Source organism: Streptomyces sp. AC627_RSS907 (genome assembly GCF_019049165.1).
The window spans coordinates 1-24,134 of the sequence record NZ_JAGMUE010000133.1; the positions used below are offsets into that span (position 1 = coordinate 1).

20 protein-coding genes are annotated in these 24,134 nt (G+C 71.0%); 12 read left to right on the forward strand and 8 right to left on the reverse strand.

Annotated features, from left to right (window positions below; translation table 11 throughout):
* The first annotated feature begins 229 nt into the window (after positions 1 to 229).
* From KUM32_RS27045 to KUM32_RS27080, 8 genes are all read left to right on the forward strand, one after another.
* On the forward strand, positions 230 to 3,172 hold the full coding sequence (locus tag KUM32_RS27045; protein ID WP_217144579.1) for a M14 family metallopeptidase: 2,943 nt from the start codon (positions 230 to 232) through the stop codon (positions 3,170 to 3,172).
* 228 nt (positions 3,173 to 3,400) lie between these two features.
* Complete coding sequence (gap, locus tag KUM32_RS27050) at positions 3,401 to 4,408, forward strand: type I glyceraldehyde-3-phosphate dehydrogenase (protein ID WP_217144580.1); 1,008 nt, start codon at positions 3,401 to 3,403, stop codon at positions 4,406 to 4,408.
* Between the two features lie 142 nt (positions 4,409 to 4,550).
* Positions 4,551 to 5,762 (forward strand): phosphoglycerate kinase, encoded by a 1,212-nt coding sequence (gene pgk, locus KUM32_RS27055; RefSeq protein WP_217144581.1) that lies wholly within the window; start codon positions 4,551 to 4,553, stop codon positions 5,760 to 5,762.
* 5 nt (positions 5,763 to 5,767) lie between these two features.
* The gene (tpiA, locus tag KUM32_RS27060) at positions 5,768 to 6,544 is read left to right on the forward strand and encodes a triose-phosphate isomerase (protein ID WP_217144582.1); all 777 of its coding nucleotides are present in this window, start codon (positions 5,768 to 5,770) and stop codon (positions 6,542 to 6,544) included.
* 101 nt (positions 6,545 to 6,645) lie between these two features.
* The gene (gene secG / locus KUM32_RS27065) at positions 6,646 to 6,882 is read left to right on the forward strand and encodes a preprotein translocase subunit SecG (RefSeq protein ID WP_217144583.1); all 237 of its coding nucleotides are present in this window, start codon (positions 6,646 to 6,648) and stop codon (positions 6,880 to 6,882) included.
* A 246-nt stretch (positions 6,883 to 7,128) separates the two neighbouring features.
* Positions 7,129 to 7,416, forward strand: a complete 288-nt coding sequence (locus KUM32_RS27070; protein ID WP_007448238.1) for an RNA polymerase-binding protein RbpA — start codon at positions 7,129 to 7,131, stop codon at positions 7,414 to 7,416.
* 154 nt (positions 7,417 to 7,570) lie between these two features.
* The gene (pgi, locus tag KUM32_RS27075) at positions 7,571 to 9,223 is read left to right on the forward strand and encodes a glucose-6-phosphate isomerase (protein WP_217144584.1); all 1,653 of its coding nucleotides are present in this window, start codon (positions 7,571 to 7,573) and stop codon (positions 9,221 to 9,223) included.
* 86 nt (positions 9,224 to 9,309) lie between these two features.
* Complete coding sequence (locus KUM32_RS27080) at positions 9,310 to 10,329, forward strand: hypothetical protein (protein WP_217144585.1); 1,020 nt, start codon at positions 9,310 to 9,312, stop codon at positions 10,327 to 10,329.
* Between the two features lie 137 nt (positions 10,330 to 10,466).
* Here KUM32_RS27080 and pgl read toward each other — a convergent pair whose 3' ends face one another.
* The 5 genes from pgl to tkt are packed head-to-tail and all read right to left on the reverse strand — an operon-like array spanning position 10,467 to position 17,062.
* Positions 10,467 to 11,249 carry a 6-phosphogluconolactonase gene (gene pgl / locus KUM32_RS27085; protein WP_217144586.1) on the reverse strand — a complete coding sequence of 261 codons (783 nt, stop codon included), beginning with the start codon at positions 11,247 to 11,249 and terminating at the stop codon, positions 10,467 to 10,469.
* Positions 11,246 to 12,298, reverse strand: a complete 1,053-nt coding sequence (gene opcA / locus KUM32_RS27090) for a glucose-6-phosphate dehydrogenase assembly protein OpcA (RefSeq protein WP_217144587.1) — start codon at positions 12,296 to 12,298, stop codon at positions 11,246 to 11,248. Before opcA ends, pgl begins: the two co-directional genes overlap by 4 nt.
* Positions 12,295 to 13,818 carry a glucose-6-phosphate dehydrogenase gene (zwf, locus tag KUM32_RS27095; RefSeq protein WP_217144588.1) on the reverse strand — a complete coding sequence of 508 codons (1,524 nt, stop codon included), beginning with the start codon at positions 13,816 to 13,818 and terminating at the stop codon, positions 12,295 to 12,297. Before zwf ends, opcA begins: the two co-directional genes overlap by 4 nt.
* A gap of 3 nt (positions 13,819 to 13,821) precedes the next feature.
* Positions 13,822 to 14,940, reverse strand: a complete 1,119-nt coding sequence (gene tal / locus KUM32_RS27100) for a transaldolase (protein ID WP_217144589.1) — start codon at positions 14,938 to 14,940, stop codon at positions 13,822 to 13,824.
* Between the two features lie 34 nt (positions 14,941 to 14,974).
* Positions 14,975 to 17,062 (reverse strand): transketolase, encoded by a 2,088-nt coding sequence (gene tkt / locus KUM32_RS27105; RefSeq protein WP_217144590.1) that lies wholly within the window; start codon positions 17,060 to 17,062, stop codon positions 14,975 to 14,977.
* A gap of 375 nt (positions 17,063 to 17,437) precedes the next feature.
* Here tkt and KUM32_RS27110 point away from each other — a divergent pair, with 375 nt between their 5' ends.
* The 4 genes from KUM32_RS27110 to KUM32_RS27125 all read left to right on the forward strand — a co-directional run bounded on the left by KUM32_RS27110 (position 17,438) and on the right by KUM32_RS27125 (position 20,938).
* The gene (locus KUM32_RS27110; RefSeq protein WP_217144597.1) at positions 17,438 to 18,391 is read left to right on the forward strand and encodes a heme o synthase; all 954 of its coding nucleotides are present in this window, start codon (positions 17,438 to 17,440) and stop codon (positions 18,389 to 18,391) included.
* 86 nt (positions 18,392 to 18,477) lie between these two features.
* Positions 18,478 to 18,822 carry a hypothetical protein gene (locus tag KUM32_RS27115; RefSeq protein WP_217144591.1) on the forward strand — a complete coding sequence of 115 codons (345 nt, stop codon included), beginning with the start codon at positions 18,478 to 18,480 and terminating at the stop codon, positions 18,820 to 18,822.
* Positions 18,823 to 18,888: 66 nt separating this feature from the next.
* A complete protein-coding gene (locus tag KUM32_RS27120) occupies positions 18,889 to 19,995 on the forward strand; it encodes an amidohydrolase family protein (protein WP_217144592.1) in 1,107 nt (368 codons plus the stop codon).
* A 205-nt stretch (positions 19,996 to 20,200) separates the two neighbouring features.
* A complete protein-coding gene (locus tag KUM32_RS27125; RefSeq protein ID WP_217144593.1) occupies positions 20,201 to 20,938 on the forward strand; it encodes a nucleotidyltransferase domain-containing protein in 738 nt (245 codons plus the stop codon).
* Here the strand turns inward: KUM32_RS27125 and KUM32_RS27130 are convergent.
* Genes KUM32_RS27130 through KUM32_RS27140 form a run of 3 tightly spaced genes read right to left on the reverse strand, consistent with a single transcriptional unit; the run spans position 20,893 to position 23,663 of the window.
* A complete protein-coding gene (locus KUM32_RS27130; protein ID WP_217144594.1) occupies positions 20,893 to 21,915 on the reverse strand; it encodes a heme A synthase in 1,023 nt (340 codons plus the stop codon). The two genes, KUM32_RS27125 and KUM32_RS27130, sit on opposite strands and share 46 nt — an antisense overlap.
* A gap of 54 nt (positions 21,916 to 21,969) precedes the next feature.
* Positions 21,970 to 22,743 (reverse strand): ABC transporter permease, encoded by a 774-nt coding sequence (locus KUM32_RS27135; protein ID WP_217144595.1) that lies wholly within the window; start codon positions 22,741 to 22,743, stop codon positions 21,970 to 21,972.
* On the reverse strand, positions 22,740 to 23,663 hold the full coding sequence (locus KUM32_RS27140; RefSeq protein WP_217144596.1) for an ABC transporter ATP-binding protein: 924 nt from the start codon (positions 23,661 to 23,663) through the stop codon (positions 22,740 to 22,742). The genes KUM32_RS27135 and KUM32_RS27140 overlap by 4 nt, the downstream gene beginning before the upstream one ends.
* Positions 23,664 to 24,134: the final 471 nt, after the last annotated feature.

Here is a 24,134-nt window from a genome sequence, read left to right on the forward strand (position 1 = left end):
CCCCCGCCCCGCCGGCCGTCCGTGCACGCACCGGCCGCCCCCGCCCCCGCCGGCCGCCCATGCACGCACCGGCCGCCCACGCACGCGCCGTGGAGCAGCCGGTGCGGACGCCCACTCGGGTGATCCGCACCGGCTTGTGCGTGTCCCGCCAACGCTCCTGTCGCGATCGTGAGGTGCCATGAACCTGGCATCTGTTCGCTGCTGTGGCGGACCCACACCAGGGGGGTTCATGAGACGAAGCGCGAGATCGATCCTCGCTGTCGGCGCGTTCCTGATCGGGGGAGCGGGCCTCGCACCCGTCGCCCGGGCGCAACCGGCGGACCCCCCGACCACGGACGCGGACGCGGTGAAGGTCTTCCACGCCGACGTCACGCAGGAGCAGGTGCCTCTGCTGCTGGCCGCCGGTCAGGACGCCCACGAACTCGGCGAGCGGGTCCCCGCCAGGGGAACGGCAACGGTCGAGGTCTACCTCACCGACCAGCAGGCCGGGAAGCTGGAGAGGCAGGGTGTCGACCTCACCGAGCACACCCTCTCCCCCCGGGCCGAGAAGCGCGTCGAGGACGCCGAGGAGGGCGTGTTCCGCCCGTACAGCGGCAGCGGAGGCCTCAAGGAGGAGATCCTGCGGACCGCGCGGGAGAACCCCGGCCTGACGAAGGTCGTCTCCATCGGCAGGACGGTGAAGGGCCAGGACATCCTGGCCCTCAAGCTCACCAGGAACGCGAAGAAGTCGGAGGACGGCTCCAAACCCGCCGTCCTCTACATGTCCAACCAGCACGCGCGCGAGTGGATCACCCCGGAGATGACCCGGCGGCTGATGCACCACTACCTGGACCACTACGAGAAGGACCGGCGGATCAGGGAGCTGGTCGACTCCACCGAACTGTGGTTCCTCCTGTCGGCCAACCCCGACGGCTACGACTTCACGTTCGAGGACCCCGGCCACCGCCTGTGGCGCAAGAACCTGCGCGACGTCAACGGCGACGGCGCCATCGGCACCGGCGACGGCGTCGACCTCAACCGCAACTTCGCCTACAAGTGGGGCTACGACGACGAGGGCTCGTCCCCCCACCCCACCAGCCAGACCTACCGGGGCGCCGGCCCGAACTCCGAACCCGAGACCCAGGCGCTGGACGCCTTCCAGAAGCGGATCGGCTTCACCTACGGCATCAACTACCACTCCGCCGCCGAGCTCCTCCTCTACGGCGTCGGCTGGCAGGTGGCCACGAACACCCCGGACGACGTCCTCTACAGGGCACTCGCCGGCACGCCCGGCAACTCCGCCATCCCCGGCTACCGCCCGCAGGTCTCCTCGGAGCTGTACACCACCAACGGCGAGGCGGACGGCCACGCGGCCAACGTCAACGGCATGGCGATGTTCACCCCGGAGATGTCGACCTGCCAGACCGTCTCCGAGGTGGACCCCGACGACGAGTGGAACGCGGCCGACTGCCAGTCGGGCTTCAACTTCCCCGACGACGAGAGACTGATCCAGCAGGAGTTCGCGAAGAACGTCCCGTTCGCCCTCTCGGTCGCCGAGACCGCCGCCCACCCCGACCGGCCGTCCTCCTCGGTCGGTCTGGAGGCCGCGGACTTCACCCCGGCCGGGTTCACCACCTCGTACGCGCGCGACGCCGACCAGGAGGTCTCCGTCGTCGCCCGCGAGTCGGTGCGCGACAAGGAGCTGAGGTACCGCGTCAACGGCGGACGCACGCACGGCGTGGCGCTGCGGCCCTGGCGCGGCGGCGAGACCTACGGCGGCGAGGACAACCTCTACTTCGACGAGTACCGGGCCAAGGTCCGGGGCGGCGACCGCGGTGACGAGGTCGAGGTCTGGTTCACCGGCGAGACGAAGGACGGCGAGCGCACCGAGAGCGAACACTTCACGTACACGATCGCCGAGCGGCCCCGCGCCGACGTCCTCGTCGTCGCCGAGGAGGGGGCGAAGGCCACACAGGCGCAGACGTACGCGGACGCGCTGAAGGCGAACGGCCGCCGGGTCGCCGTCTGGGACGTCGCCACGCAGGGCACACCCGACGCGCTCGGCGTCCTCGGTCACTTCGACACCGTCGTCCACTACACCGGCGCCGAGGTGCCCGGCAAGGCCACCCAGCTCCAGCTGCGTGCCTTCCTCAACGAGGGCGGCAGGCTGATCGAGGCCGGCGAACAGGCCGGCGGCAAGGCCGACCTCGGCGGCGGCGCGCTGTCCGACGACTTCAGTCAGTACTACCTCGGCGCCTACACCCGCACCTCGACCACCGGCGCCACCGGCTTCACCGGCTCCGGCCGGCTCGACGGAGCCGGCGGCCCGCTGGGCGACGCCCCCGGCAACCCGCTGGACGACGCCGGGACCTACAGCGTGACCTCGGACGAGCTGCCCGCCGACACCTACCCGCAGTTCACGAGCGAGGGTGCCGGGAAGTTCGCCGGGGCGGTCAACCCCTACGGGCCCTACGCGGGCGACTGGATGGCCGCCGCCGTCCACACCCACGACGCCTACAAGCGGCTCACCCGCACCATCGACCTCACCGGTGTCAGCGCATCCGACCGGCCCACGCTGCGCACCCGGCTCCTGTGGGACACCGAGCGCGGATACGACCACGTCCTGGTCGAGGCGCACCCCACCGGCGCCGACGACTGGACCACGCTCCCCGAGGCGGGCGGCGCCACCCGCACGGCCGTGCCCGCGGAGTGCGCGGCCGGCTACTACATGGGCGAGCACCCCTGGCTGGAGCACTACCTGACCCTGTCCGACGACGGCTGCGCCGCGACCGGGAAGTGGCACAGCCTCACCGGTGCCTCCGAGGGCTGGCGGCAGGTCGAGTTCGACCTGAGCGCCTACGCGGGGAAGTCCGTCGACGTGTCGGTCGCCTACGTCACCGACCCGGGCAACGGCGGACGCGGCGTCCTCGCCGACGAGGCCTCGCTGGTCGTCGGCGGCAAGGCGACCGGGACCGAGGGCTTCGAGACCTCGCTGGGCGCCTGGCGGGTCTCCGTGCCGCCGGGCAGCCCGGCCGTCCTGAAGAACTGGACCCGTACCGGAACCCTGTTCCAGACCTACGGCGCGGTCACCACGGACGACACCGTGCTCCTGGGCTTCGGCCTGGAGCACCTCGCCGCGCCGGCCGACCGGGCGGCCCTCGTCCGCGAGGCACTGCGTGCCCTGGACGAGTGAATCCCGGGTCAATGGGGACTTGACACGGTGTAGCGAAATCGGGTGATCGGTCCCCGGAGCACCGGGCGGTCCGTACCCCTACTGGCGGGTACGGACCGCCGTGCCGGGTATGGGACGTCTCGATGTCACCCCGGACGCCTCGGAGAGGTAGGGTCGGAGGTGGTCGGGGACATCCCAAACACAGCTCGCCGGCACATCGGGCCGGCGTACCAACGAGGAGATCGGTTCGTGACGATCCGCGTAGGCATCAACGGCTTTGGCCGCATCGGTCGTAACTACTTCCGCGCGCTGCTGGAGCAGGGTGCAGACATCGAGATCGTGGCTGTCAACGACCTGGGTGACACCGCGACCACCGCCCACCTGCTGAAGTACGACACCATCCTCGGGCGCCTCCCGTACGAGGTCTCGCACACCGAGGACACCATCACCGTCGGCGACAAGACCATCAAGGTCCTCGCCGAGCGCAACCCCGCCGACATCCCGTGGGGCGAGCTGGGTGTCGACATCGTGATCGAGTCGACCGGCATCTTCACCAAGAAGGCCGACGCCGAGAAGCACATCGCGGGCGGCGCGAAGAAGGTCCTCATCTCGGCCCCGGCCAAGGACGAGGACGTCACCATCGTGATGGGCGTCAACCAGGACAAGTACGACCCGGCGAACCACCACGTCATCTCCAACGCCTCCTGCACCACCAACTGTGTGGCGCCGATGGCCAAGGTCCTCGACGAGAACTTCGGCATCGTCAAGGGCCTGATGACGACGGTCCACGCGTACACGAACGACCAGCGCATCCTGGACTTCCCCCACAAGGACCTGCGCCGCGCCCGTGCCGCCGCGGAGAACATCATCCCGACCACCACGGGTGCCGCCAAGGCCACCGCGCTGGTCCTCCCGCAGCTCAAGGGCAAGCTGGACGGCATCGCCATGCGCGTCCCGGTCCCGACCGGCTCGGTCACCGACCTCGTCCTGGAGCTCGGCCGCGAGGTCACCAAGGAAGAGATCAACGCCGCCTTCCAGAAGGCCGCCGAGGGCGAGCTCAAGGGCATCCTCGAGTACACCGAGGACCCGATCGTCTCCTCCGACATCGTCAACGCCCCGGCGTCCTGCACCTTCGACTCGTCCCTGACCATGGTCCAGGACGGCAAGAACGTGAAGGTCATCGGCTGGTACGACAACGAGTGGGGCTACTCCAACCGCCTCGTCGACCTCACGGTCTTCGTCGGCAACCAGCTCTGATCGACTCAGACTCAGCAGGCACCTCGATGCGGTAGCAGGGCTCGGACAGCGCAAGGTCGCGCCGTCCGAGCCCTGCGTCGCGTCCGCAGCGACCAGCCCTCGTAGGATCACGAGCGATCACGAGAACCCAGGAGCCCTCTGCATGAAGACGATCGACGAACTGCTCTCCGAAGGCGTCGCGGGCAAGCGCGTCTTCGTCCGCGCCGACCTGAACGTGCCGCTGGACGGCACCACCATCACCGACGACGGCCGTATCCGCGCCGTGGTGCCCACCGTCAAGGCCCTGGCCGACGCGGGCGCGCGCGTGATCGTCGCCTCGCACCTCGGCCGCCCCAAGGGCGCCCCGGACCCGGCCTTCTCCCTCGCCCCGGCCGCCGCACGCCTCGGTGAGCTCCTCGGCGCCGACGTCGCCTTCGCCGAGGACACGGTCGGCACCTCCGCCGAGACCACGGTGGCCGGCCTCGCCGACGGCGGCGTCGCGGTGATCGAGAACCTGCGCTTCAACACCGGCGAGACCAGCAAGGACGACGCCGAGCGCGCAGCCTTCGCCGACAAGCTGGCCGGCCTCGCGGACGTCTACGTCGGCGACGGCTTCGGCGCCGTGCACCGCAAGCACGCCTCGGTCTTCGACCTGCCGAAGAAGCTGCCGCACTACGCCGGCCACCTCATCGCCACCGAGGTCGGTGTGCTGAAGAAGCTCACCGACGACGTCCAGCGGCCGTACGTGGTCGCCCTCGGCGGCGCCAAGGTCTCCGACAAGCTCGCCGTCATCGACCAGCTGCTCGGCAAGGCCGACCGGCTCCTCATCGGCGGCGGCATGGCGTACACCTTCCTCAAGGCCAAGGGCTACGAGGTCGGCATCTCGCTCCTCCAGGAGGACCAGATCCCGGCCGTCCAGGAGTACATGGAGCGCGCGGAGAAGAACGGCGTCGAGCTGGTCCTCCCCGTCGACGTCCTCGTCTCGCCCGAGTTCCCGGACCTGAAGACCAAGGCCCCGGCCCACCCCACCACCGTCGCCGCGGACGCCATCCCGGCCGACCAGGAGGGTCTGGACATCGGTCCCGAGACCCGCAAGCTGTACGCGTCCAAGCTCGCCGACGCCGCCACCGTCTTCTGGAACGGGCCCATGGGCGTCTTCGAGCACCCCGACTACGCCGAGGGCACCAAGGCGGTCGCCCAGGCCCTCGTCGACGCCCAGGGCTTCACCGTGGTCGGCGGCGGCGACTCCGCCGCGGCCGTGCGTACGCTCGGCTTCGACGAAAAGGCATTCGGCCACATCTCGACCGGCGGCGGCGCCTCCCTCGAATACCTCGAGGGCAAGACGCTCCCCGGCCTCGCCGCACTGGAGGACTGACCTCAATGACCACCCGCACGCCGCTGATGGCGGGCAACTGGAAGATGAACCTCAACCACCTCGAGGCCATCGCCCACGTCCAGAAGCTCGCCTTCGCCCTCGCGGACAAGGACTACGACTCCGTCGAGGTCGCCGTTCTGGTGCCCTTCACCGACCTGCGCTCCGTGCAGACCCTGGTCGAGCACGACAAGCTGCGGATCAAGTACGGCGCCCAGGACATCTCCGCCCACGACGGCGGCGCCTACACCGGCGAGATCTCCGGTCCGATGCTGGCCAAGCTCCGCTGCGCCTACGTCGCGATCGGCCACTCCGAGCGCCGGCAGTACCACGCCGAGACCGACGAGCTGGTCAATGCCAAGGTCAGGGCCGCCTACAAGCACGGCCTGACCCCGATCCTGTGCGTCGGTGAGGAGCTGGACGTCCGTGAGGCCGGCAACCACGTCAGCCACACCCTCGCCCAGGTCGAGGGCGGTCTGAAGGATCTCCCCGCCGAGCAGGCCGAGACGGTCGTGATCGCCTACGAGCCCGTGTGGGCCATCGGCACCGGCAAGGTCTGCGGCGCCGAGGACGCCCAGGAGGTCTGCGCGGCCATCCGCGGAAGGATCGCCGAGCTGTACTCGCAGGAGCTGGCCGACAAGGTCCGCATCCAGTACGGCGGCTCGGTCAAGTCCGGCAACGTCGCCGAGATCATGGCGCAGCCCGACATCGACGGCGCCCTGGTCGGCGGCGCCTCGCTGGACTCGGACGAGTTCGTCAAGATCGTGCGCTTCCGCGACCAGTGAGTATGCGGTAGCGGCGATACGTCGTACCCTTGCGGGGGCATGGTGGCCTGCTGTCACCGTGCCCCCGTCGTTCATCCGAATCCGAGGAAGTTGGTCCAGCCGTGGTTTTGGGGTTCTCGATCGCCCTGATCGTCTTCAGCCTGCTGCTGATGCTGCTGGTGCTGATGCACAAGGGGAAGGGCGGCGGCCTCTCCGACATGTTCGGTGGCGGCATGCAGTCGTCCGTCGGCGGCTCCTCGGTCGCCGAGCGCAACCTCGACCGGATCACCGTGGTGGTCGGTCTGCTGTGGTTCGCGTGCATCATGGTGCTCGCCCTTCTGATGAAGGCGAACAACTGACACGGCACGCACCGCGCACGTGAAGCCCCATGTCCGGTACGCGTCCACGGCGCCGCCTATCATGGGGCTTACGCCTGAGCGGGTCCCCTTGTAACTCCAACCACTGGACGCGCGTTGGGCCTTACGTAGACTGAGGCGCCTCGCAGCGAAGCGGAACGCCGACTCGCTTCGCGGCACCATCACGCAGGGAGTTACACCGTGGCAAGTGGCAACGCGATCCGGGGGAGCCGGGTCGGGGCGGGGCCGATGGGCGAGGCCGAACGCGGCGAGTCCGCGCCGCGCCTGCGCATCTCCTTCTGGTGCTCCAACGGACACGAGACGCAGCCGAGCTTCGCGAGCGACGCACAGGTGCCGGAGACCTGGGACTGCCCGCGCTGCGGCTTCCCCGCCGGGCAGGACCGGGACAATCCGCCGGACCCGCCGCGCACCGAGCCCTACAAGACCCACCTGGCGTACGTGCGCGAGCGTCGCAGCGACGCGGACGGCGAGGCGATCCTCGCCGAGGCGCTTGCCAAACTGCGGGGCGAGATCTAGTCGTCCTGCCCGGCGGCCCGCTCCGGCCGCCGTCGGTTCCGCCTTCCGCCGTCCTCCTTCTCCTTCTGTCTCCCTCGGCCTTCCCACCGCTGATCAATTAGGTTGGAAACAGCCGGGACAGCTGGGACACCAAGGAAGAAGGCTGAAGTCCGACATGAACGCAGACGGCCGTACCAGGCTCGACCAGACGCCCGAATGGACCGCGCTGGCGGGGCACCGCGAGAAGCTCGGCGAGGTGCGGCTGCGTGAGCTGTTCGCCGCCGACCCGGGCCGCGGCACCGGATTCACGCTCCGGGTGGGCGACCTGTACGTCGACTACTCCAAGCACCTCGTCACCGACGAGACCCTGCGGCTCCTGCGGGAGCTGGCCGCCGCCACCGACGTGTTCGGGCTGCGCGACGCCATGTTCCGCGGCGAGAAGATCAACACCACCGAGGACCGGGCCGTCCTGCACACCGCGCTGCGTGCCCCGCGGGACGCGGTGATCGAGGTCGACGGTGAGAACGTCGTCCCCAAGGTGCACGCCGTGCTGGACAGGATGGCCGGCTTCGCCGACCGGGTCCGCTCCGGGGAGTGGCGGGGCCACACCGGCAAGCGCATCAGGAACGTCGTCAACGTCGGCATCGGCGGCTCCGACCTCGGCCCCGCCATGGCCTACGAGGTGCTGCGCGCCTTCACCGACCGCGAGCTGACGGTCCGTTTCGTCTCCAACGTGGACGGCGCCGACCTGCACGAGGCCACCCGGGACCTGGACCCGGCCGAGACGCTGTTCGTCATCGCGTCCAAGACCTTCACCACCATCGAGACGGTCACCAACGCCACCTCCGCCCGGTCCTGGCTGCTGAACGCGCTCGGTGACGAGGAAGCGGTCGCCAAGCACTTCGTCGCGCTGTCGACGAACGCCGAGAAGGTCGCCGAGTTCGGCATCGACACGGCCAACATGTTCGAGTTCTGGGACTGGGTCGGCGGACGCTACTCCTACGACTCGGCGATCGGCCTCTCCCTGATGATCGCCATCGGCCCGGACCGCTTCCGGGAGATGCTCGACGGCTTCCACCTCGTCGACGAGCACTTCCGCACCGCCCCCGCCGAGGCCAACGTGCCGCTGCTGCTGGGCCTGTTGGGCATCTGGTACGGCAACTTCCACGACGCCCAGTCGCACGCGGTGCTGCCGTACAGCCACTACCTGTCGAAGTTCACCGCCTATCTCCAGCAGCTCGACATGGAGTCCAACGGCAAGTCCGTCGACCGCGACGGGCGGCCGGTGCAGTGGGAGACCGGGCCGGTGGTGTGGGGTACGCCGGGCACCAACGGGCAGCACGCCTATTACCAGTTGATCCACCAGGGCACCAAGCTGATCCCGGCGGACTTCATCGGCTTCGCCGAGCCGGTCGCCGAGCTGAGCGACGAGCTGAAGGCCCAGCACGACCTGCTGATGGCCAACTTCTTCGCGCAGACCCAGGCCCTGGCCTTCGGCAAGACACCGGACGAGGTCCGGGCCGAGGGCGTGCCGGAGGAGCTGGTCCCGCACAAGACGTTCCGGGGCGACCATCCGACGACCACGATCCTGGCGCGCGAGCTGACCCCGTCGGTCCTCGGCCAGCTCGTCGCCCTCTACGAGCACAAGGTGTTCGTCCAGGGCGCGATCTGGAACATCGACTCCTTCGACCAGTGGGGCGTCGAGCTCGGCAAGGTCCTCGCCAAGCGCGTCGAACCCGCCCTCACCCAGGGCGCCGACGTCCCCGGCCTCGACCCTTCCACCAAGGCGCTGGTCGCCGCCTACCGGGAGCTGCGCGGCCGGAGCTGAGAGAGCGGGAAGCGGACGACGGAACACCGTCCGCTTCCCGTAGAATCCCCGGCGATCATGGTCGCGTCCGCTCGGGGGAGCACAAGGTGACACGTACGCGGGGAAGTTGGACAGGGGGCACCCTGACCGTCCGGTCCTTCCTCAAGCCCCACCGCGTGGCGCGGGCGGTGTTCCATCCGGCGTGGATCCCGGAGGCCGTCGACCCGTCGGTGGAACAGCTCAAGCGCGTCCGGGTCATCGCCGGGGCCGTTGCCTCCCTTGGCGTCTACACCTTCGTCGAGGGCGGCTTCGCCTTCACGGAGCTGCTGGAGAACGCCCTGACCGCGTCCGCGGTCCTGCTGCTCCTCACCCCGCTGACCGTCGCGGTGATGCTCCTCGTCTGGCGGCGTACCGGCACCGTGCGCCGGCTGCGGGAGCCGCTGCTGAACTCCCTGAAGCTGCTCCTGTTGTTCATCGGCTCGGTCGTCGCCACGGTCGTGCTGCTCCAGTGGACCGGCTCGTCAGCCGGAACGGCGGTCCTGCTGACCGGCTTCGTCGCGCTGTGGATGGCCGTGTTCGTGGGTGCCGGGGCCTTCCGGATCTCGGGCAACTTCTTCGGCACCGCGGTCGTGCACCGCTGCCTGCCGCCCCTGCTGGCCACGGTGACGACCTGGCTGACGGCCCTCCCCGACCTGATCACGGGCGACCTGCACGGGCTGAGCTTCACGATGGGCGTCGTCTTCGTCCTGGGCGCGCCGGTGACGGTCACGACGATCGCGCTGCTGGAGATGGGGCGTCTCAAGCGGCGCTACGGCATCCGCCTGGGCACCCATCCGGCCGCCCAGCCCCCGGTCCCCGGCGCGCATCCGCCCGTCGCGCCGACGGCACCGTACGCACCGCCGCGGGGCGACCCGTACGCACCGCACGCCCCGGTACCGGGCCACCCGTACGCGCCGCCGCCCGTGCCCGCGCAGGGCAACCCGTACGCGCCGCCGCCCGCGCCCGCGCAGGGCAACCCGTACGCGCCCCACACACCGCCTCCGCCGGGTCACCCGTACGCGCCGTCGGCAGCGCCGAACCCGTACGGTCACGGCAACCCGTACCATCCGGGGCCCGGCGTCCCCTGACCCGTGCCGTCCCGGACCGGCACCGGTGAACACACCGCCCACGGCCGTGCCGTTTGATCCACGGGGCGGGAGAAGCAGAACGCCGGGTCCCCGTGTGTGACGGGGACCCGGCGTTCCTCACCAGGGCAGGGGCGGCCTCAGGCCGACGCCGGCGGGTACAGCGACCTCGGCAGTTGCGAGGCCGCTGCCGTGTCCAGGAGCCACAGGGTGCGGGCACGTCCCCGCGCCCCCGCCGCCGGGGCCTGGATCTCGCCCGCGCCCGAGAGGGCCATGGCGACCGCGTTGGCCTTGTCCTCGCCCGCCGCGAGCAGCCACACCTCACGGGCCGTGCGGATGGCCGGCAGGGTCAGGGAGATGCGGGTGGGCGGCGGCTTGGGGGAGCCGTGGACGCCGATCACGGTGCGCTCCGTCTCCCGCACACCCGGATGCTCCGGGAAGAGCGACGCGACATGCGTGTCGGGGCCGACGCCCAGCAGCAGGACGTCGAAGCTGGGCACCGCGGCGTGGTTCTCGGGGACGGCAGCCGCGGCCAGCTCCTCCGCGTAGGCCGCCGCCGCGGCCTCCACGTCGGAGCCGTGCGGGCCGTCCGACGCCGCCATCGCGTGCACCCGCTTCGGGTCCAGCGGCACCGAGTCCAGCAGCGCCTGGCGTGCCTGGGTGACGTTGCGCTCGGGGTCGCCCTCCGGCAGGAAGCGCTCGTCGCCCCACCACAGGTCGAGGCGGCTCCAGTCGACGGCGTCCCGGGCCGGTGACCCGGCGAGCGCGGCCAGCAGCCCGTTGCCGTTGCGGCCACCGGTCAGGACCACGGACGCCGAGCCCCGGGAGGCCTGCGCGTCCACGATCTTCGTGATCAGCCGGGCCGCCGCGGCCTCGGCCATCAGCTCCTTGTCGCGGTGCACGACCAGCTGGGGAGTGCTCACTTCGCCGCCGCCTTCCTCACCGGTGTCTTCTCCTGCGCCGCGTCCTTCGCGGGAGCTTTCGCAGCCGTCGTGACGGGAGCGGCGACCGCGACCGCCTGCTCGGTCCCGGCCTCCCCTTTGGCCGGCGCGCTCAGCCGGTCCACCCCGAACCGCAGCGCCGAGGCGTACGTGTCGTCCGGGTCGAGGCGCCGCAGTTCCTCCGCGATCAGCTCGGCCGTCTCGCGGCGCTTGAGCGCCACCGCGCGGGCCGGCTGGCCCTGGATGGACAGGGTCGCGAGCGAACCGTCGGCCCGGTCCAGGACGACCGGGCCGCAGTCGGTGTCCATCCGGACCGCGGTCAGACCGGGGCCGCTGGACGCGGTGCGCTCGACCGGGACGCCCAGCCGGTCCGCCAGCCACATCGCCAGCAGCTCACAGCTCGGGTTGTACTCCTCGCCCTCGACCTCGACCGACTGCACCTCGCAGTCGACCTGGTCCAGGGCCGCCGCCAGCATCGAGCGCCACGGCGTGATGCGGGTCCAGGACAGGTCGGTGTCGCCCGGCGTGTAGGCGGCGGCCCGGGCGGCCAGCTCCCGTACCGGCTCCTCGCAGGCGTAGGTGTCGGTGACCCGGCGCTGGGCCAGGGCGCCGAGCGGGTCCCCGGCCGGGTCCAGCGGCGCGTTCACCGGCCACCACACCACGACCGGCGCGTCCGGCAGCAGCAGCGGCAGGACCACCGACTGGGCGTGGTCGGCCACGTCGCCGTACAGCCGGAGCACCACCGTCTCGCCGGTGCCCGCGTCGGCGCCGAGGCGCACCTCGGCGTCCAGCCGGGACCGGGTGCGGTCCCGGGGCGAGCGCGAGACACGCTTGATGACCACCAGCGTGCGCGAGGGGTGCTCGTGCGCGGCGTCGCTCGCGGCCTTCAGGGCGTCGTAGGCGTTCTCCTCGTCGGTGACGATGACCAGGGTGAGCACCATGCCGATGGCCGGCGTGCCGATGGCCCGGCGGCCCAGCACCAGCGCCTTGTTGATCTTGCTGGCCGTGGTGTCCGTGAGGTCTGTCTTCATGGCCGGCGCCAGCTCCGTCCGTCTCGCTCGAGCATGTCGTCCGCCTCTTCGGGGCCCCAGGTGCCGGCCGGGTACTGGGCCGGCGTGCCGTGGGTGTCCCAGTACTCCTCGATCGGGTCGAGGATCTTCCAGGACAGTTCGACCTCCTCGGTGCGCGGGAAGAGGTTGGCGTCGCCCAGGAGGACGTCGAGGATGAGGCGCTCGTACGCCTCCGGGCTGGACTCGGTGAAGGACTCGCCGTAGGCGAAGTCCATCGACACGTCCCGGATCTCCATCGAGGTGCCCGGCACCTTGGAGCCGAAGCGGACGGTGACGCCCTCGTCGGGCTGGACGCGGATGACGATCGCGTTCGAGCCGAGTTCCTCGGTGGCCGTCGTGTCGAAGGGGGAGTGCGGTGCGCGCTGGAAGACCACCGCGATCTCGGTGACCCGGCGGCCGAGCCGCTTGCCGGTGCGCAGGTAGAAGGGGACGCCCGCCCAGCGGCGGTTGTCGATCCCCACCTTGATCGCGGCGTAGGTGTCGGTCTTCGACCGGGGGTCGATGCCGTCCTCGTCGAGGTAGCCGATGACCTTCGCGCCGCCCTGCCAGCCGGCCGCGTACTGCCCGCGCACGGTGTCGCGGCCCAGGTCCTTCGGCAGCCGGACCGCGCCGAGCACCTTGGTCTTCTCGGCGGCGAGCGCGTCGGCGTCGAAGGAGGCGGGCTCCTCCATCGCGGTCAGCGCGAGCAGCTGGAGCAGGTGGTTCTGGATGACGTCGCGGGCGGCGCCGATGCCGTCGTAGTAGCCGGCCCGGCCGCCGATGCCGATGTCCTCGGCCATGGTGATCTGCACGTGGTCGACGTAGGACCGGTTCCAGATCGGCTCGAACATCGTGTTGGCGAAGCGCAGCGCCAGGATGTTCTGGACGGTCTCCTTGCCCAGGTAGTGGTCGATGCGGAAGACCTGGTCCGGGGCGAAGACCTCGTGGACGATCGCGTTGAGCTCCTCGGCCGACCTCAAGTCGTGGCCGAACGGCTTCTCGATCACCGCGCGGCGCCAGGAGCCGCTCGACTGGTCGGCGAGACCGTGCTTCTTCAGCTGCTGGATGACCACCGGGAAGGACTTCGGCGGCACCGAGAGGTAGAAGGCGAAGTTTCCGCCGGTGCCCTGTGCCTTGTCGAGCTCCTCGATGGTGGCGCGCAGCCGCTCGAACGCGTCGTCGTCGTCGAAGGTGCCCTGGACGAAGCGCATCCCCTGGATGAGCTGCTGCCAGACCTCCTCGCGGAACGGAGTACGGGAGTGCTCCTTGACGGCGTCGTGCACGACCTGGGCGAAGTCCTCGTGCTCCCAGTCGCGGCGGGCGAAGCCGACGAGCGAGAAGCCCGGCGGCAGCAGACCCCGGTTGGCGAGGTCGTAGACGGCGGGCATGAGCTTCTTGCGGGACAGATCGCCGGTGACGCCGAAAATGACCAGACCCGACGGCCCCGCGATACGCGGGAGCCGTCGGTCTGCGGGGTCACGCAGCGGGTTGCTGCTTGACAATTTCTAGCCCTCCGAGGGAGCGAGGCGCTTCAGCTCCGCCTCCGTCGACTTCAGCAGGTCGTTCCAGGCCGCCTCGAACTTCTCGACGCCCTCGTCCTCCAGGAGCTGGACCACCTCGTCGTAGGAGATCCCGAGCTTCTCGACCGCGTCGAGGTCGGCGCGGGCCTGCTCGTAGGAGCCGGCGACGGTGTCGCCGGTGATCTCGCCGTGGTCCTCGGTGGCCAGCAGCGTGGCCTCCGGCATGGTGTTCACCGTGTTGGGTGCGACCAGGTCGGTGACGTACATGGTGTCGTCGTACGCCTTGTCCTTCACGCCGGTCGACGCCCACAGCGGACGCTGCTTGTTGGCGCCCGCCTTCTCCAGGGCGGCCCAGCGGTCGGAGGCGAAGACCTCCTCGTACGCCTGGTAGGCGAGACGGGCGTTGGCGACGGCGGCCTTGCCGCGCAGCGCCTTGGCCTCGTCGGTGCCGAGCGCGTCGATCCGCTTGTCGATCTCGGTGTCCACGCGGGACACGAAGAAGGACGCCACGGAGTGGATCTGCGACAGGTCCAGGCCGCGCTCCCTGGCCTTCTCCAGGCCGGTCAGGAAGGCGTCCATGACCTTGCGGTAGCGCTCCAGCGAGAAGATCAGCGTGACGTTGACGCTGATGCCCAGGCCGATGGTCTCGGCGATCGCCGGCAGGCCCGCCTCGGTCGCGGGGATCTTGATGAAGGTGTTCGGCCGGTCCACCAGCCAGGCGAGCTGCTTGGCCTCGGCGACCGTCGCCTTGGTGTTGTGCGCCAGGCGCGGGTCGACCTCGATGGAGACCCGGCCGTCCTTGCCCCCGGTGCTGTCGAAGACCGGGCGCAGGATGTCGGCGGCGTCGCGGACGTCCGCCGTGGTGATCATCCGGATGGCCTCTTCGACGGTCACCCGGCGGGCGGCGAGGTCGGAGAGCTGTTGGTCGTAGCCGTGGCCCTCGGAGATCGCCTTCTGGAAGATCGACGGGTTGGTGGTGACGCCCACGACGTGCTGCTGGTCGATCAGCTCGGCGAGGTTGCCGGACGTGATCCGCTTGCGCGACAGGTCGTCCAGCCAGATCGCGACGCCTTCGTCGGAGAGGCGCTTGAGTGCGTCTGTCATGGAAAATGCATCTCCTACGTGTCGTGTGTGAGCGTCAGCGCTGAGCCGCGGTCAGCGATTCCCGGGCAGCGGCGGCCACGTTCTCGGCGGTGAAACCGAACTCCTGGAAGAGGAGCTTGCCGTCGGCCGAAGCACCGAAGTGCTCCAGCGAGACGATGCGGCCGGCGTCCCCGACGTACTTGTGCCACGTCAGGCCGATCCCGGCCTCGACCGCGACACGGGCCCTCACGGACGGCGGCAGCACGCTGTCCCGGTACCCCTGGTCCTGCTGCTCGAACCACTCGACGCACGGCATCGACACCACGCGCGTGGGCACACCGTCGGCCTGGAGCTGCTCGCGGGCCTCCACGGCGACGTGCACCTCGGAGCCGGTGGCGATCAGGACGACCTGGGGCTCGCCGCCGTCGGCCTCGAACAGCACGTAGCCGCCCTTGGCCGCGTCCTCGTTGGGCTCGTACGTCGGCACGCCCTGGCGGGTGAGCGCGAGGCCGTGCGGCTGGCCCTTGCCGAACTCCTTCGTCCAGCGGCGCAGGATCTCGCGCCAGGCGACGGCGGTCTCGTTGGCGTCGGCCGGGCGGACCACGTTCAGGCCGGGGATGGCGCGCAGCGAGGCGAGGTGCTCGACCGGCTGGTGGGTGGGGCCGTCCTCGCCGAGGCCGATGGAGTCGTGCGTCCACACGTACGTCACCGGCAGGTGCATCAGGGCCGACAGGCGGACGGCGTTGCGCATGTAGTCGGAGAACACCAGGAAGGTGCCGCCGTAGATGCGGGTGTTGCCGTGCAGGGCGATGCCGTTCATCTCCGCGGCCATCGCGTGCTCGCGGATGCCGAAGTGGACGGTGCGGCCGTACGGGTCGGCCTCGGGCAGCGGGTTGCCCGCCGGGAGGAAGGACGACGTCTTGTCGATCGTGGTGTTGTTCGAGCCGGCCAGGTCGGCGGAGCCGCCCCACAGCTCGGGGATGACCGCGCCGAGCGCCTGGAGGACCTTGCCGGACGCGGCGCGGGTGGCGACGCCCTTGCCGGTCTCGAAGACCGGGATCTTCTCCTCCCAGCCCGTGGGCAGCTCGCCCTTGGCGATCCGGTCGTACTCGGCGGCGCGCTCGGGGTTGTTGTCCCGCCACTGCTGGAAGGTCTTCTCCCACACGGCGCGGGCCGCCCGGCCCCGCTCGAGTGCCTGCCGGGTGTGGGCGATGACCTCGTCGGCGACCTCGAAGGACTTCTCCGGGTCGAAGCCCAGGACCCGCTTGGTCGCGGCGACCTCGTCGTCGCCGAGCGCCGAGCCGTGCGCGGCCTCGGTGTTCTGCGCGTTCGGGGCGGGCCAGGCGATGATCGAGCGCATGGCGATGAAGGAGGGACGGTCGGTGACCTTCTTCGCCTCCTGGATCGCCGCGTGGATCGCGTTCGGGTCCAGGTCTCCGTCCGCCTTCGGGGCGACGCGCTGCACGTGCCAGCCGTAGGCCTCGTAGCGCTTGACGGTGTCCTCGGAGACGGCGGTCTCGGTGTCGCCCTCGATCGAGATGTGGTTGTCGTCCCACAGCAGCACCAGGTTGCCGAGCTTCTGGTGGCCGGCGAGGGAGGAGGCCTCGGCGGAGATGCCCTCCTGGAGGCAGCCGTCACCGGCGATGCAGTAGACGAAGTGGTCGAACGGGGAGGTGCCCTCGGCGGCCTCCGGGTCGAACAGGCCGCGCTCGTAGCGGGCGGCCATCGCCATGCCCACCGCGTTGGCGACGCCCTGGCCGAGCGGGCCGGTCGTCGTCTCCACACCGGTGGTGTGCCCGTACTCCGGGTGGCCGGGGGTCTTCGAGCCCCACGTCCTGAAGGACTTCAGGTCGTCCAGCTCCAGGCCGAAGCCGGCCAGGTACAGCTGGGTGTAGAGGGTCAGGGACGAGTGGCCGGCGGACAGCACGAAACGGTCGCGTCCGACCCAGTCCGCGTCGGCCGGGTCGTGCCGCATCACCTTCTGGAAGAGGGTGTAGGCGGCGGGCGCCAGGCTCATCGCCGTACCCGGATGGCCGTTGCCAACCTTCTGTACGGCATCGGCGGCCAGGACGCGGGCGGTGTCCACGGCCCGCTGGTCCAGTTCGGTCCACTCGAGGTCTGTGGTGGTCGGCTTGGTGCTCACCCTGAGTCAGGGCTCCTCTCCACATGTCGGATGCCGGTGCGCGTGGGCGCCCACCGGCTGCCGGCGCGTCCTGAGTCGGGCCGGCCGTTGTCGAGCCTACCCCCGTAAGTACGTGCGTTTTTCCGCTGGAAACCAGACTGCCGGGACTCTCCGGGATCCGCCTGTCGACTGGGTGAAACCGCATTCGGCAAGTGAATGGGGAGCCGCTCATCTGACCGCTCAATCGACTCTCCGAACGCACGTCGGAGCATCGTTCTCAACACGACCCCACCCCCGCGAAGGCCGAGGTATGGGCAACGTCTAAAGTGGCGTGGTACGCGCGAGCCTTTACCGCCACTTCACACGGGGAGGCTTGCTGGGATGTCTCTGTCAGGGGTGTGCGTGACGGCCGTTGAATCCCGTCCTGCGGGGGTTATCGGGACGAGCCAGGGCCCGAGTCACCGGCCGTTCGGGGCCCGTGTCAAGGCGTTCGTGGCGCTGACCAAGCCGCGGATCATCGAGCTTCTGCTGATCACCACCGTTCCGGTGATGTTCCTCGCCGAGCAGGGTGTTCCGGATCTGAAGCTGGTGCTGCTGACCTGTGTCGGCGGCTATCTGTCCGCGGGCGGCGCCAACGCGCTGAACATGTACATCGACCGGGACATCGACGCCCTGATGGACCGGACGTCGCAGCGCCCGCTGGTGACCGGCATGGTCAGCCCGCGCGAATGCCTCACCTTCGGCATCACCCTGGCCATCGTCTCGACCCTGCTGTTCGGCCTCACCGTCAACTGGCTGTCGGCCTGGCTCTCGCTCGGCGCGCTCCTCTTCTACGTCGTCGTCTACACGATGATCCTCAAGCGCCGCACCTCGCAGAACATCGTCTGGGGCGGCATCGCGGGCTGTCTGCCGGTGCTCATCGGCTGGTCGGCCGTGACGAACTCGATGTCCTGGGCGCCGATCATCCTCTTCGGGGTGATGTTCTTCTGGACGCCGCCGCACTACTGGCCGCTGTCCATGAAGGTCAAGGAGGACTACGCGCGCGTGGGCGTGCCGATGCTCCCGGTCATCGCCTCCAACAAGGTCGTCGCCCGGCAGATCGTCATCTACAGCTGGGTGATGGTCGCCGTGTCGCTGCTGCTGACGCCGTTGGGCTACACCGGTTGGTTCTACACGGCGGTCGCCCTGCTGGCGGGCGGCATGTGGCTGTGGGAGGCGCACGGGCTGCAGAACCGCGCCAAGGCCGAGGTGACGGGCGGCAAGCTCAAGGAGATGCGGCTGTTCCACTGGTCCATCACCTACGTGTCGGTGCTGTTCCTGGCGATCGCGGTGGACCCCTTCCTGCGCTGAGGCCGGACGGGGCGGGCGGGGCGCGTGGTCAAGGCCACGCGCCCCGCCCGTCGCCGTTTGGGCTACCCGTCGGTAGCATCCTGCTCATGGCAGACACGCAGCAGGTTGACGCGAAGGCCGACCGGAGGGCCGAGCGCCGGGTCGCCCGGCTCGCCCGGTCGATCGACTCCTTCTCCAAGGCGCACGGCGGCGCCGAGGCCCAGGTGGCCTACCTCGGTGAGCGCGGTGCCCGGATCGTGCTCGTCGGCGAGGACGGCGGCTGGGGCGACCTGGTCGCGCGCTCCTACGACACGGCTCTCAAGGCGGTGGAGAAGTCCGGGATCACCGTCCACGAGGACTTCGACGGCGAGTTCGCCGCCAAGGTGACGACCGGCCCCTACGAGTGGTCCCGTATGGCGGGCATCCAGGTGGGCGGGCCGAGCAACACCTGACGCCGGGTTCACCCGTTAGGACCGTAGGAAGCCGCGAGGCGCACGGTCCCACCACGGGGAGTCCGGATGATCGAAACGCCGTCCCTGGTGGACCAGTACTGCCACGGCGTCCTGAGAACGGAGCTGGGCCTCGGCACCTTCGAGGCCCAGCTGGCCCGCACCGAGGGGCCGCCCGCGCCGGGCACCACCCTGTTCGACACCCAGACCGGCTTCGCGGTACGCCGCTGGTGCCCGCCCCTGCTCGGCCTGGAACCGCACTGTCCGCCGGCCCGCTACCTGGCCCGGCGCCGCGAGCTGGGCGTCATGGAGGCCGGCCGCAGACTGCTGCGCGGCAGCGGCATCACGACCTACCTGGTCGACGCGGGTCTGCCGGGCGACCTCACCGGGCCCGCGGAGATGGCCTGCGCCGCGGCCGCCGACGCCCACGAGATCGTGCGCCTGGAACTGCTGGCCGAGCAGGTCGCCGACACCTCCGGCACCGTCGACTCCTTCCTCGCCAACCTCTCCGAGGCCGTGCACGGCGCCGCCGCCGGGGCGATCGCGTTCACCTCGGTCGCGGGCGTACGGCACGGTCTGGCGCTCGCGCCGGAGCCGCCCGGCCCGGGGGAGGTGCGCGGCGCCGCCGCCCGCTGGCTGACGGGACGTGAGGTCGGCGGTGAGCTGAGCGACCCGGTGCTGCTGCGGCACCTGCTGTGGATCGCCGTCGCCTCGGGCCTGCCGCTCCAGCTCCACGCGGGCCTCGGCGAGCCGGGCCTGCGCATCGACCGCACCGACCCGGTCCTGCTCACGGACTTCGTACGGGCCACCGCCGGCCTCGGCACCGACCTGGTCCTGCTGCACGGTTACCCCTACCACCGCCATGCCGCCCACCTCGCCGGCGTCTTCCCGCACGTCTACGCCGACTCGGGCGCCGCCCTGGTGCGCACCGGCGCGCGGGCCGCGACGGTCCTCGCGGAGATCCTGGAACTGGCCCCCTTCGGCAAGATCCTGTTCTCCAGCGGCGCGCAGGGCCTGCCCGAGCTGCACGTCGTGGGCGCCCACCTGTTCCGCGAGGCCCTCGGCCGGGTGCTGGGCACCTGGGTGGCCGAGGGGGCCTGGGCGCCCGGCGACGCGCGGCGGGTGGCGGGAATGATCGCGTCGGGGAACGCGGGACGGGTGTACGGGCTGGAGTGACGGTGCACGGCCGGAAGCGACGGAGTACGGGGCTGGAGTGACGGTGCACGGCCGGAAGCGACGGAGTTCGGGGCTGGAGTGACGGTGCACGGCCGGAGGTGAAGGGGGCGGGCACATGCCGGGTGACGGGTGTACGTGCCGGGATGACGGGTGTCGTGCCGGGGTGACGGTTTACGGATCGGAGTGGATCGACCACACTGGGCGAATGCCGACCGACGCCCTGCTCGACCGCTTCCTCACCGGCCTGTCGCCCCTCGCCCCCGTCGCCGTCTGGGCCCACGGCTCGCTGGCCGGCGGCGACTACCAGGAGGGTCGCAGCGATCTCGATCTGATCGCGGTCCTGCCGCGGCCGGCCACGGCCCGCACGGCCTGGCGGTTGGGACTGCTCCACGCCCGGCTGCGCGCCCAGCCGCTGGCCGGGCTGCTGCACTGCACCTATCTGGCTCCCGGAACCGTCGCCGACCCCGGACGGTCACACCTGACCTGGGCCCACCGGCATCTCTTCAAACGGCCGGTCACACCGGTCACCCGGCGAGAGCTGCACAGCTTCGGGCGTGTCCTGCACGGCGAGTCGCCGCAGCGCCTGCTGCCCCCGGTGGGGGACGGGGAACTGGCCGCGTTCGTCGTCCGGGAGCAGCGTGACTACTGGCGGCCGATCGTGCGCCGGACGGAGCTGTGGCTGGAGGACGTCTGGATCGACCTGGGCCTGCTCACCTTCGCCCGCGCCACCGTCACCCTGCGGGACGGCCGCCTGATCACCAAACGGCAGGCCCTTCAGGAGCTGCCCGCCCTGGGCGCTCCCGGCGAGGTCCTCGAGGACATCGAGCGGCGTCGGTACGGGAACCCCGCGCGGCCCACCGAGGAGTGGACCGCCCGCCGACGCGAGCTGACCCTGGACTACCTGGGGCCGGCCATCGACACGCTGGTGGCCGCGTACTCCTGAACCGGCAGCCCGGGCGCCGTCCCCTCCGGCCGCTCGCGCAGCGCCAGCAGCACCCGCAGGACCGCGATCCACACCAGGCACGAACCGAACATGTGCAGCCCGACCAGGACCTCGGGAAGGTCGGTGAAGTACTGGACGTAGCCGATGACGCCCTGGGCGAGCAGCACCAGGAACAGGTCGCGGGTGCGGGCCAGGGGGCCCTTGGGCGCGTCGACCGCCTTCAGCACGAACCACAGGGCGAACGTCAGCGTCACCACGATCCACGCCAGCACGGCGTGCGCCTTGCTCACCGTCTCCCAGTCGACCGGCATCCGCGGGACGTCGCTGGAGTCGCCCGCGTGCGGTCCGGCGCCGGTCACCACGGTGCCGACCGCGATCAGCAGCACGGAGACGGCGATCAGCACCCACACCAGCTGCTGGACGGCCTTGCCGACCAGGGGGCGCGGTGCCGCGTCACCCTCCCGGGTGCGCTGCCACATCACCGTCGCGACGGCGATCAGCGCGGTGGACAACAGGAAGTGGGCGGCGACGGTGTACGGGTTGAGGCCCACGAGGACCACGATGCCGCCGAGGATCGCGTTGCCCATCACGACCCAGAACTGCGTCCAGCCCAGCAGGGTCAGACTGCGCCGGTACGGCTTCTGCGAACGCGCGGCGATGATCGCCCAGCCGACCGCGGCGCACAGCACGTACGTCAGCAGGCGGTTGCCGAACTCGATGACGCCGTGGAAGCCCATCGCGCTGGTCGTGGTGAGCGAGTCGTCGGTGCACTTCGGCCAGGTCGGGCAGCCGAGGCCCGAACCGGTCAGGCGCACGGCACCGCCGGTGACGACGATGACCACCGCCATGGCGAGCGCGAGGAACGCGGCCCGCTGGACCGTCCGGGGCTCCGGGGTCCAGCGCGCGGCGATGAAGGCGAGCGGGTTGCGCACGGCGGCTGCGGCCTCGGCGCGGGTCACGTTTGGCACGCCGTCCATCGTAGGCGCCCGCTTGTGCACGCTTTCACGAGGGTCGGTCTCCGGCACGCGTCCCTACTCCCAGCGGAAGAACTTCCCGGCCGCCGCGAGCCCGGCGACCGCCCAGACGGCGAGGATCCCCAGGTCGCCCCAGGGCATGGCGGCCCCGTGCTGGAGGACGTCCCGCAGCCCGTCCGACAGGGCGGAGATCGGCAGCAGCCCCAGCACGCTCTGCGCCGCGTCCGGGAACTTGTCCAGCGGCACGATGACCCCACCGCCCACGAGGAGCAGCAGGAACACCAGGTTGGCAGCGGCCAGCGTGGCCTCCGCCTTCAGCGTGCCCGCCATGAGCAGCCCGAGCCCGGAGAAGGCGGCCGTGCCGAGGACCAGGAGCAGCAGTACGGCCGGCGGGCTGCCGTGCGGGGACCAGCCCAGCGCGAAGGCGATCACGGTCAGCAGGACGATCTGGAGAACCTCGGTGACCAGGACGGAGACCGTCTTCGCGGTCATCAGCCCCCAGCGGGGCAGCGGCGAGGCGGCCAGCCGCTTCAGCACCCCGTACCGGCGCTCGAAACCGGTGGCGATGGCCTGCCCGGTGAACGCCGTCGACATCACGGCGAGCGCGAGGACGCCGGGGGCGAGGAAGTCGACGGCCTCTCCGGCTCCGGTGTCGATGATGTCCACGGAGCTGAACAGGACGAGCAGCAGCGTCGGGATGACCACCGTCAGCAGCAACTGCTCGCCGTTGCGCAGCAGCATCTTCGTCTCGAGCGCGGCCTGCGCCGCGATCATGCGCCCGAGCGGCGCGGCGCCGGGCTTCGGCGCGTAGGTACCGGTGGTCGCCGTCATGAGCGCAGCTCCTTGCCCGTGAGCTCCAAGAACACGTCCTCCAGAGTGTGCCGTTCCACCGAGATGCGGTCCGGCATCACGCCGTGCTGGGCGCACCAGGACGTCACCGTGGCGAGCAGCTGGGGATCGACCTTGCCGCTGACGCGGTAGGAGCCCGGCGTCAGCTCGGCGGCCGAGGAGTCCGCGGGGAGGGCCTTGAGCAGGGAGACGACGTCGAGTCCGGGCCGGCCGGAGAAGCGCAGCGTGTTCTCCGCGCCGCCGCGGCACAGTTCCTCGGGAGAACCCTGGGCGATGACCCGGCCGGCGTCGATGACGGCGACGTCGTCGGCGAGCTGCTCCGCCTCGTCCATGTGGTGGGTGGTGAGGATCACGGAGACGCCGTCGTCGCGCAGGTCCCGCACCAGGTCCCAGGTGGCGCGGCGGGCCTGCGGGTCCAGGCCCGCGGTCGGCTCGTCCAGGAACACCAGCTCCGGGCGGCCGACGACGGCCATCGCGAGGGCGAGCCGCTGCTGCTGGCCGCCGGAGAGCCTGCGGTACGTGGTCCGGCCGCACGAGCCCAGCCCGAGCCGCTCGATCAGGGCGTCGACGTCCAGCGGACGGGCGTGGAGCTTCGCGACGTGGCGCAGCATCTCGTCGGCGCGGGCACCGGAGTAGACACCACCGGACTGGAGCATCACGCCGATCCGGGGCCGCAGCTCGGGGCCCTCGCGCACCGGGTCGAGGCCCAGGACGCGCACGGTCCCGGAGTCCGGCTTCCGGTAACCCTCACAGGTCTCGACCGTGGTCGTCTTGCCCGCCCCGTTGGGACCGAGCACGGCGGTGACACCCGCCCGGGCCACCAGGTCGAGGCCGTCCACCGCGGTCTTCGTGCCGTACCGCTTCACCAGGGCCTGGACCTGGACGACGGGCTCGCTTCGCATGGGTCACGAGTCTAGGTACGCGGGCGGCGTCTTTGGCGCGGGGGTGCGGCATCTCTCCGGAGGGACCGGCGCACGGGGCCCGCGGGTGGGCGGCGGTCACCGGCCGGTGCGGGACGCGTACGGGCAGGCGCACGGCGCTCGGCGGAGCCCGCGCGCGGTCGCCCGCGGGCTGCGCGCGGGGGCGCCCGTGGGTCCGTGCGCGGGCCACCTGCGCCCCGGGCGGCCCCCCCACGGTTCCGTGCCCGGGGCACGGACAAGGCAGGCCGTGCGATGCTCGCGGGTTGGTATACCGGGCGCTCTCGGGGGCGGCGTGCGGCGGCCGTACGCGTTCGCGGGGCCGACGGGCGGCGGTGCTTGTGCGGTGGGCGTACGGCGGTGTTCGGGGGGCGGAGTGCGGGCGTGCTCGCGGGGTCGGTGTGCGGGGCGCTCGCGGGGGCGGTGGTCGTGGGCGTTCGCGGGGGCGGTGGGCGG

Bases quoted from the DNA above. Each gene is read 5' to 3' on its own strand.
- KUM32_RS27045 (WP_217144579.1), top strand. From the start codon at position 230: ATGAGACGAAGCGCGAGATCGATCCTCGCTGTCGGCGCGTTCCTGATC.
- KUM32_RS27135 (WP_217144595.1), bottom strand. From the start codon at position 22,743: ATGACGGCGACCACCGGTACCTACGCGCCGAAGCCCGGCGCCGCGCCG.
- KUM32_RS27125 (WP_217144593.1), top strand. From the start codon at position 20,201: ATGCCGACCGACGCCCTGCTCGACCGCTTCCTCACCGGCCTGTCGCCC.
- pgk (WP_217144581.1), top strand. From the start codon at position 4,551: ATGAAGACGATCGACGAACTGCTCTCCGAAGGCGTCGCGGGCAAGCGC.
- KUM32_RS27120 (WP_217144592.1), top strand. From the start codon at position 18,889: ATGATCGAAACGCCGTCCCTGGTGGACCAGTACTGCCACGGCGTCCTG.
- KUM32_RS27140 (WP_217144596.1), bottom strand. From the start codon at position 23,663: ATGCGAAGCGAGCCCGTCGTCCAGGTCCAGGCCCTGGTGAAGCGGTAC.
- KUM32_RS27070 (WP_007448238.1), top strand. From the start codon at position 7,129: ATGGGCGAGGCCGAACGCGGCGAGTCCGCGCCGCGCCTGCGCATCTCC.
- tal (WP_217144589.1), bottom strand. From the start codon at position 14,940: ATGACAGACGCACTCAAGCGCCTCTCCGACGAAGGCGTCGCGATCTGG.
- tpiA (WP_217144582.1), top strand. From the start codon at position 5,768: ATGACCACCCGCACGCCGCTGATGGCGGGCAACTGGAAGATGAACCTC.
- opcA (WP_217144587.1), bottom strand. From the start codon at position 12,298: ATGAAGACAGACCTCACGGACACCACGGCCAGCAAGATCAACAAGGCG.
- KUM32_RS27115 (WP_217144591.1), top strand. From the start codon at position 18,478: ATGGCAGACACGCAGCAGGTTGACGCGAAGGCCGACCGGAGGGCCGAG.
- pgi (WP_217144584.1), top strand. From the start codon at position 7,571: ATGAACGCAGACGGCCGTACCAGGCTCGACCAGACGCCCGAATGGACC.
- KUM32_RS27130 (WP_217144594.1), bottom strand. From the start codon at position 21,915: ATGGACGGCGTGCCAAACGTGACCCGCGCCGAGGCCGCAGCCGCCGTG.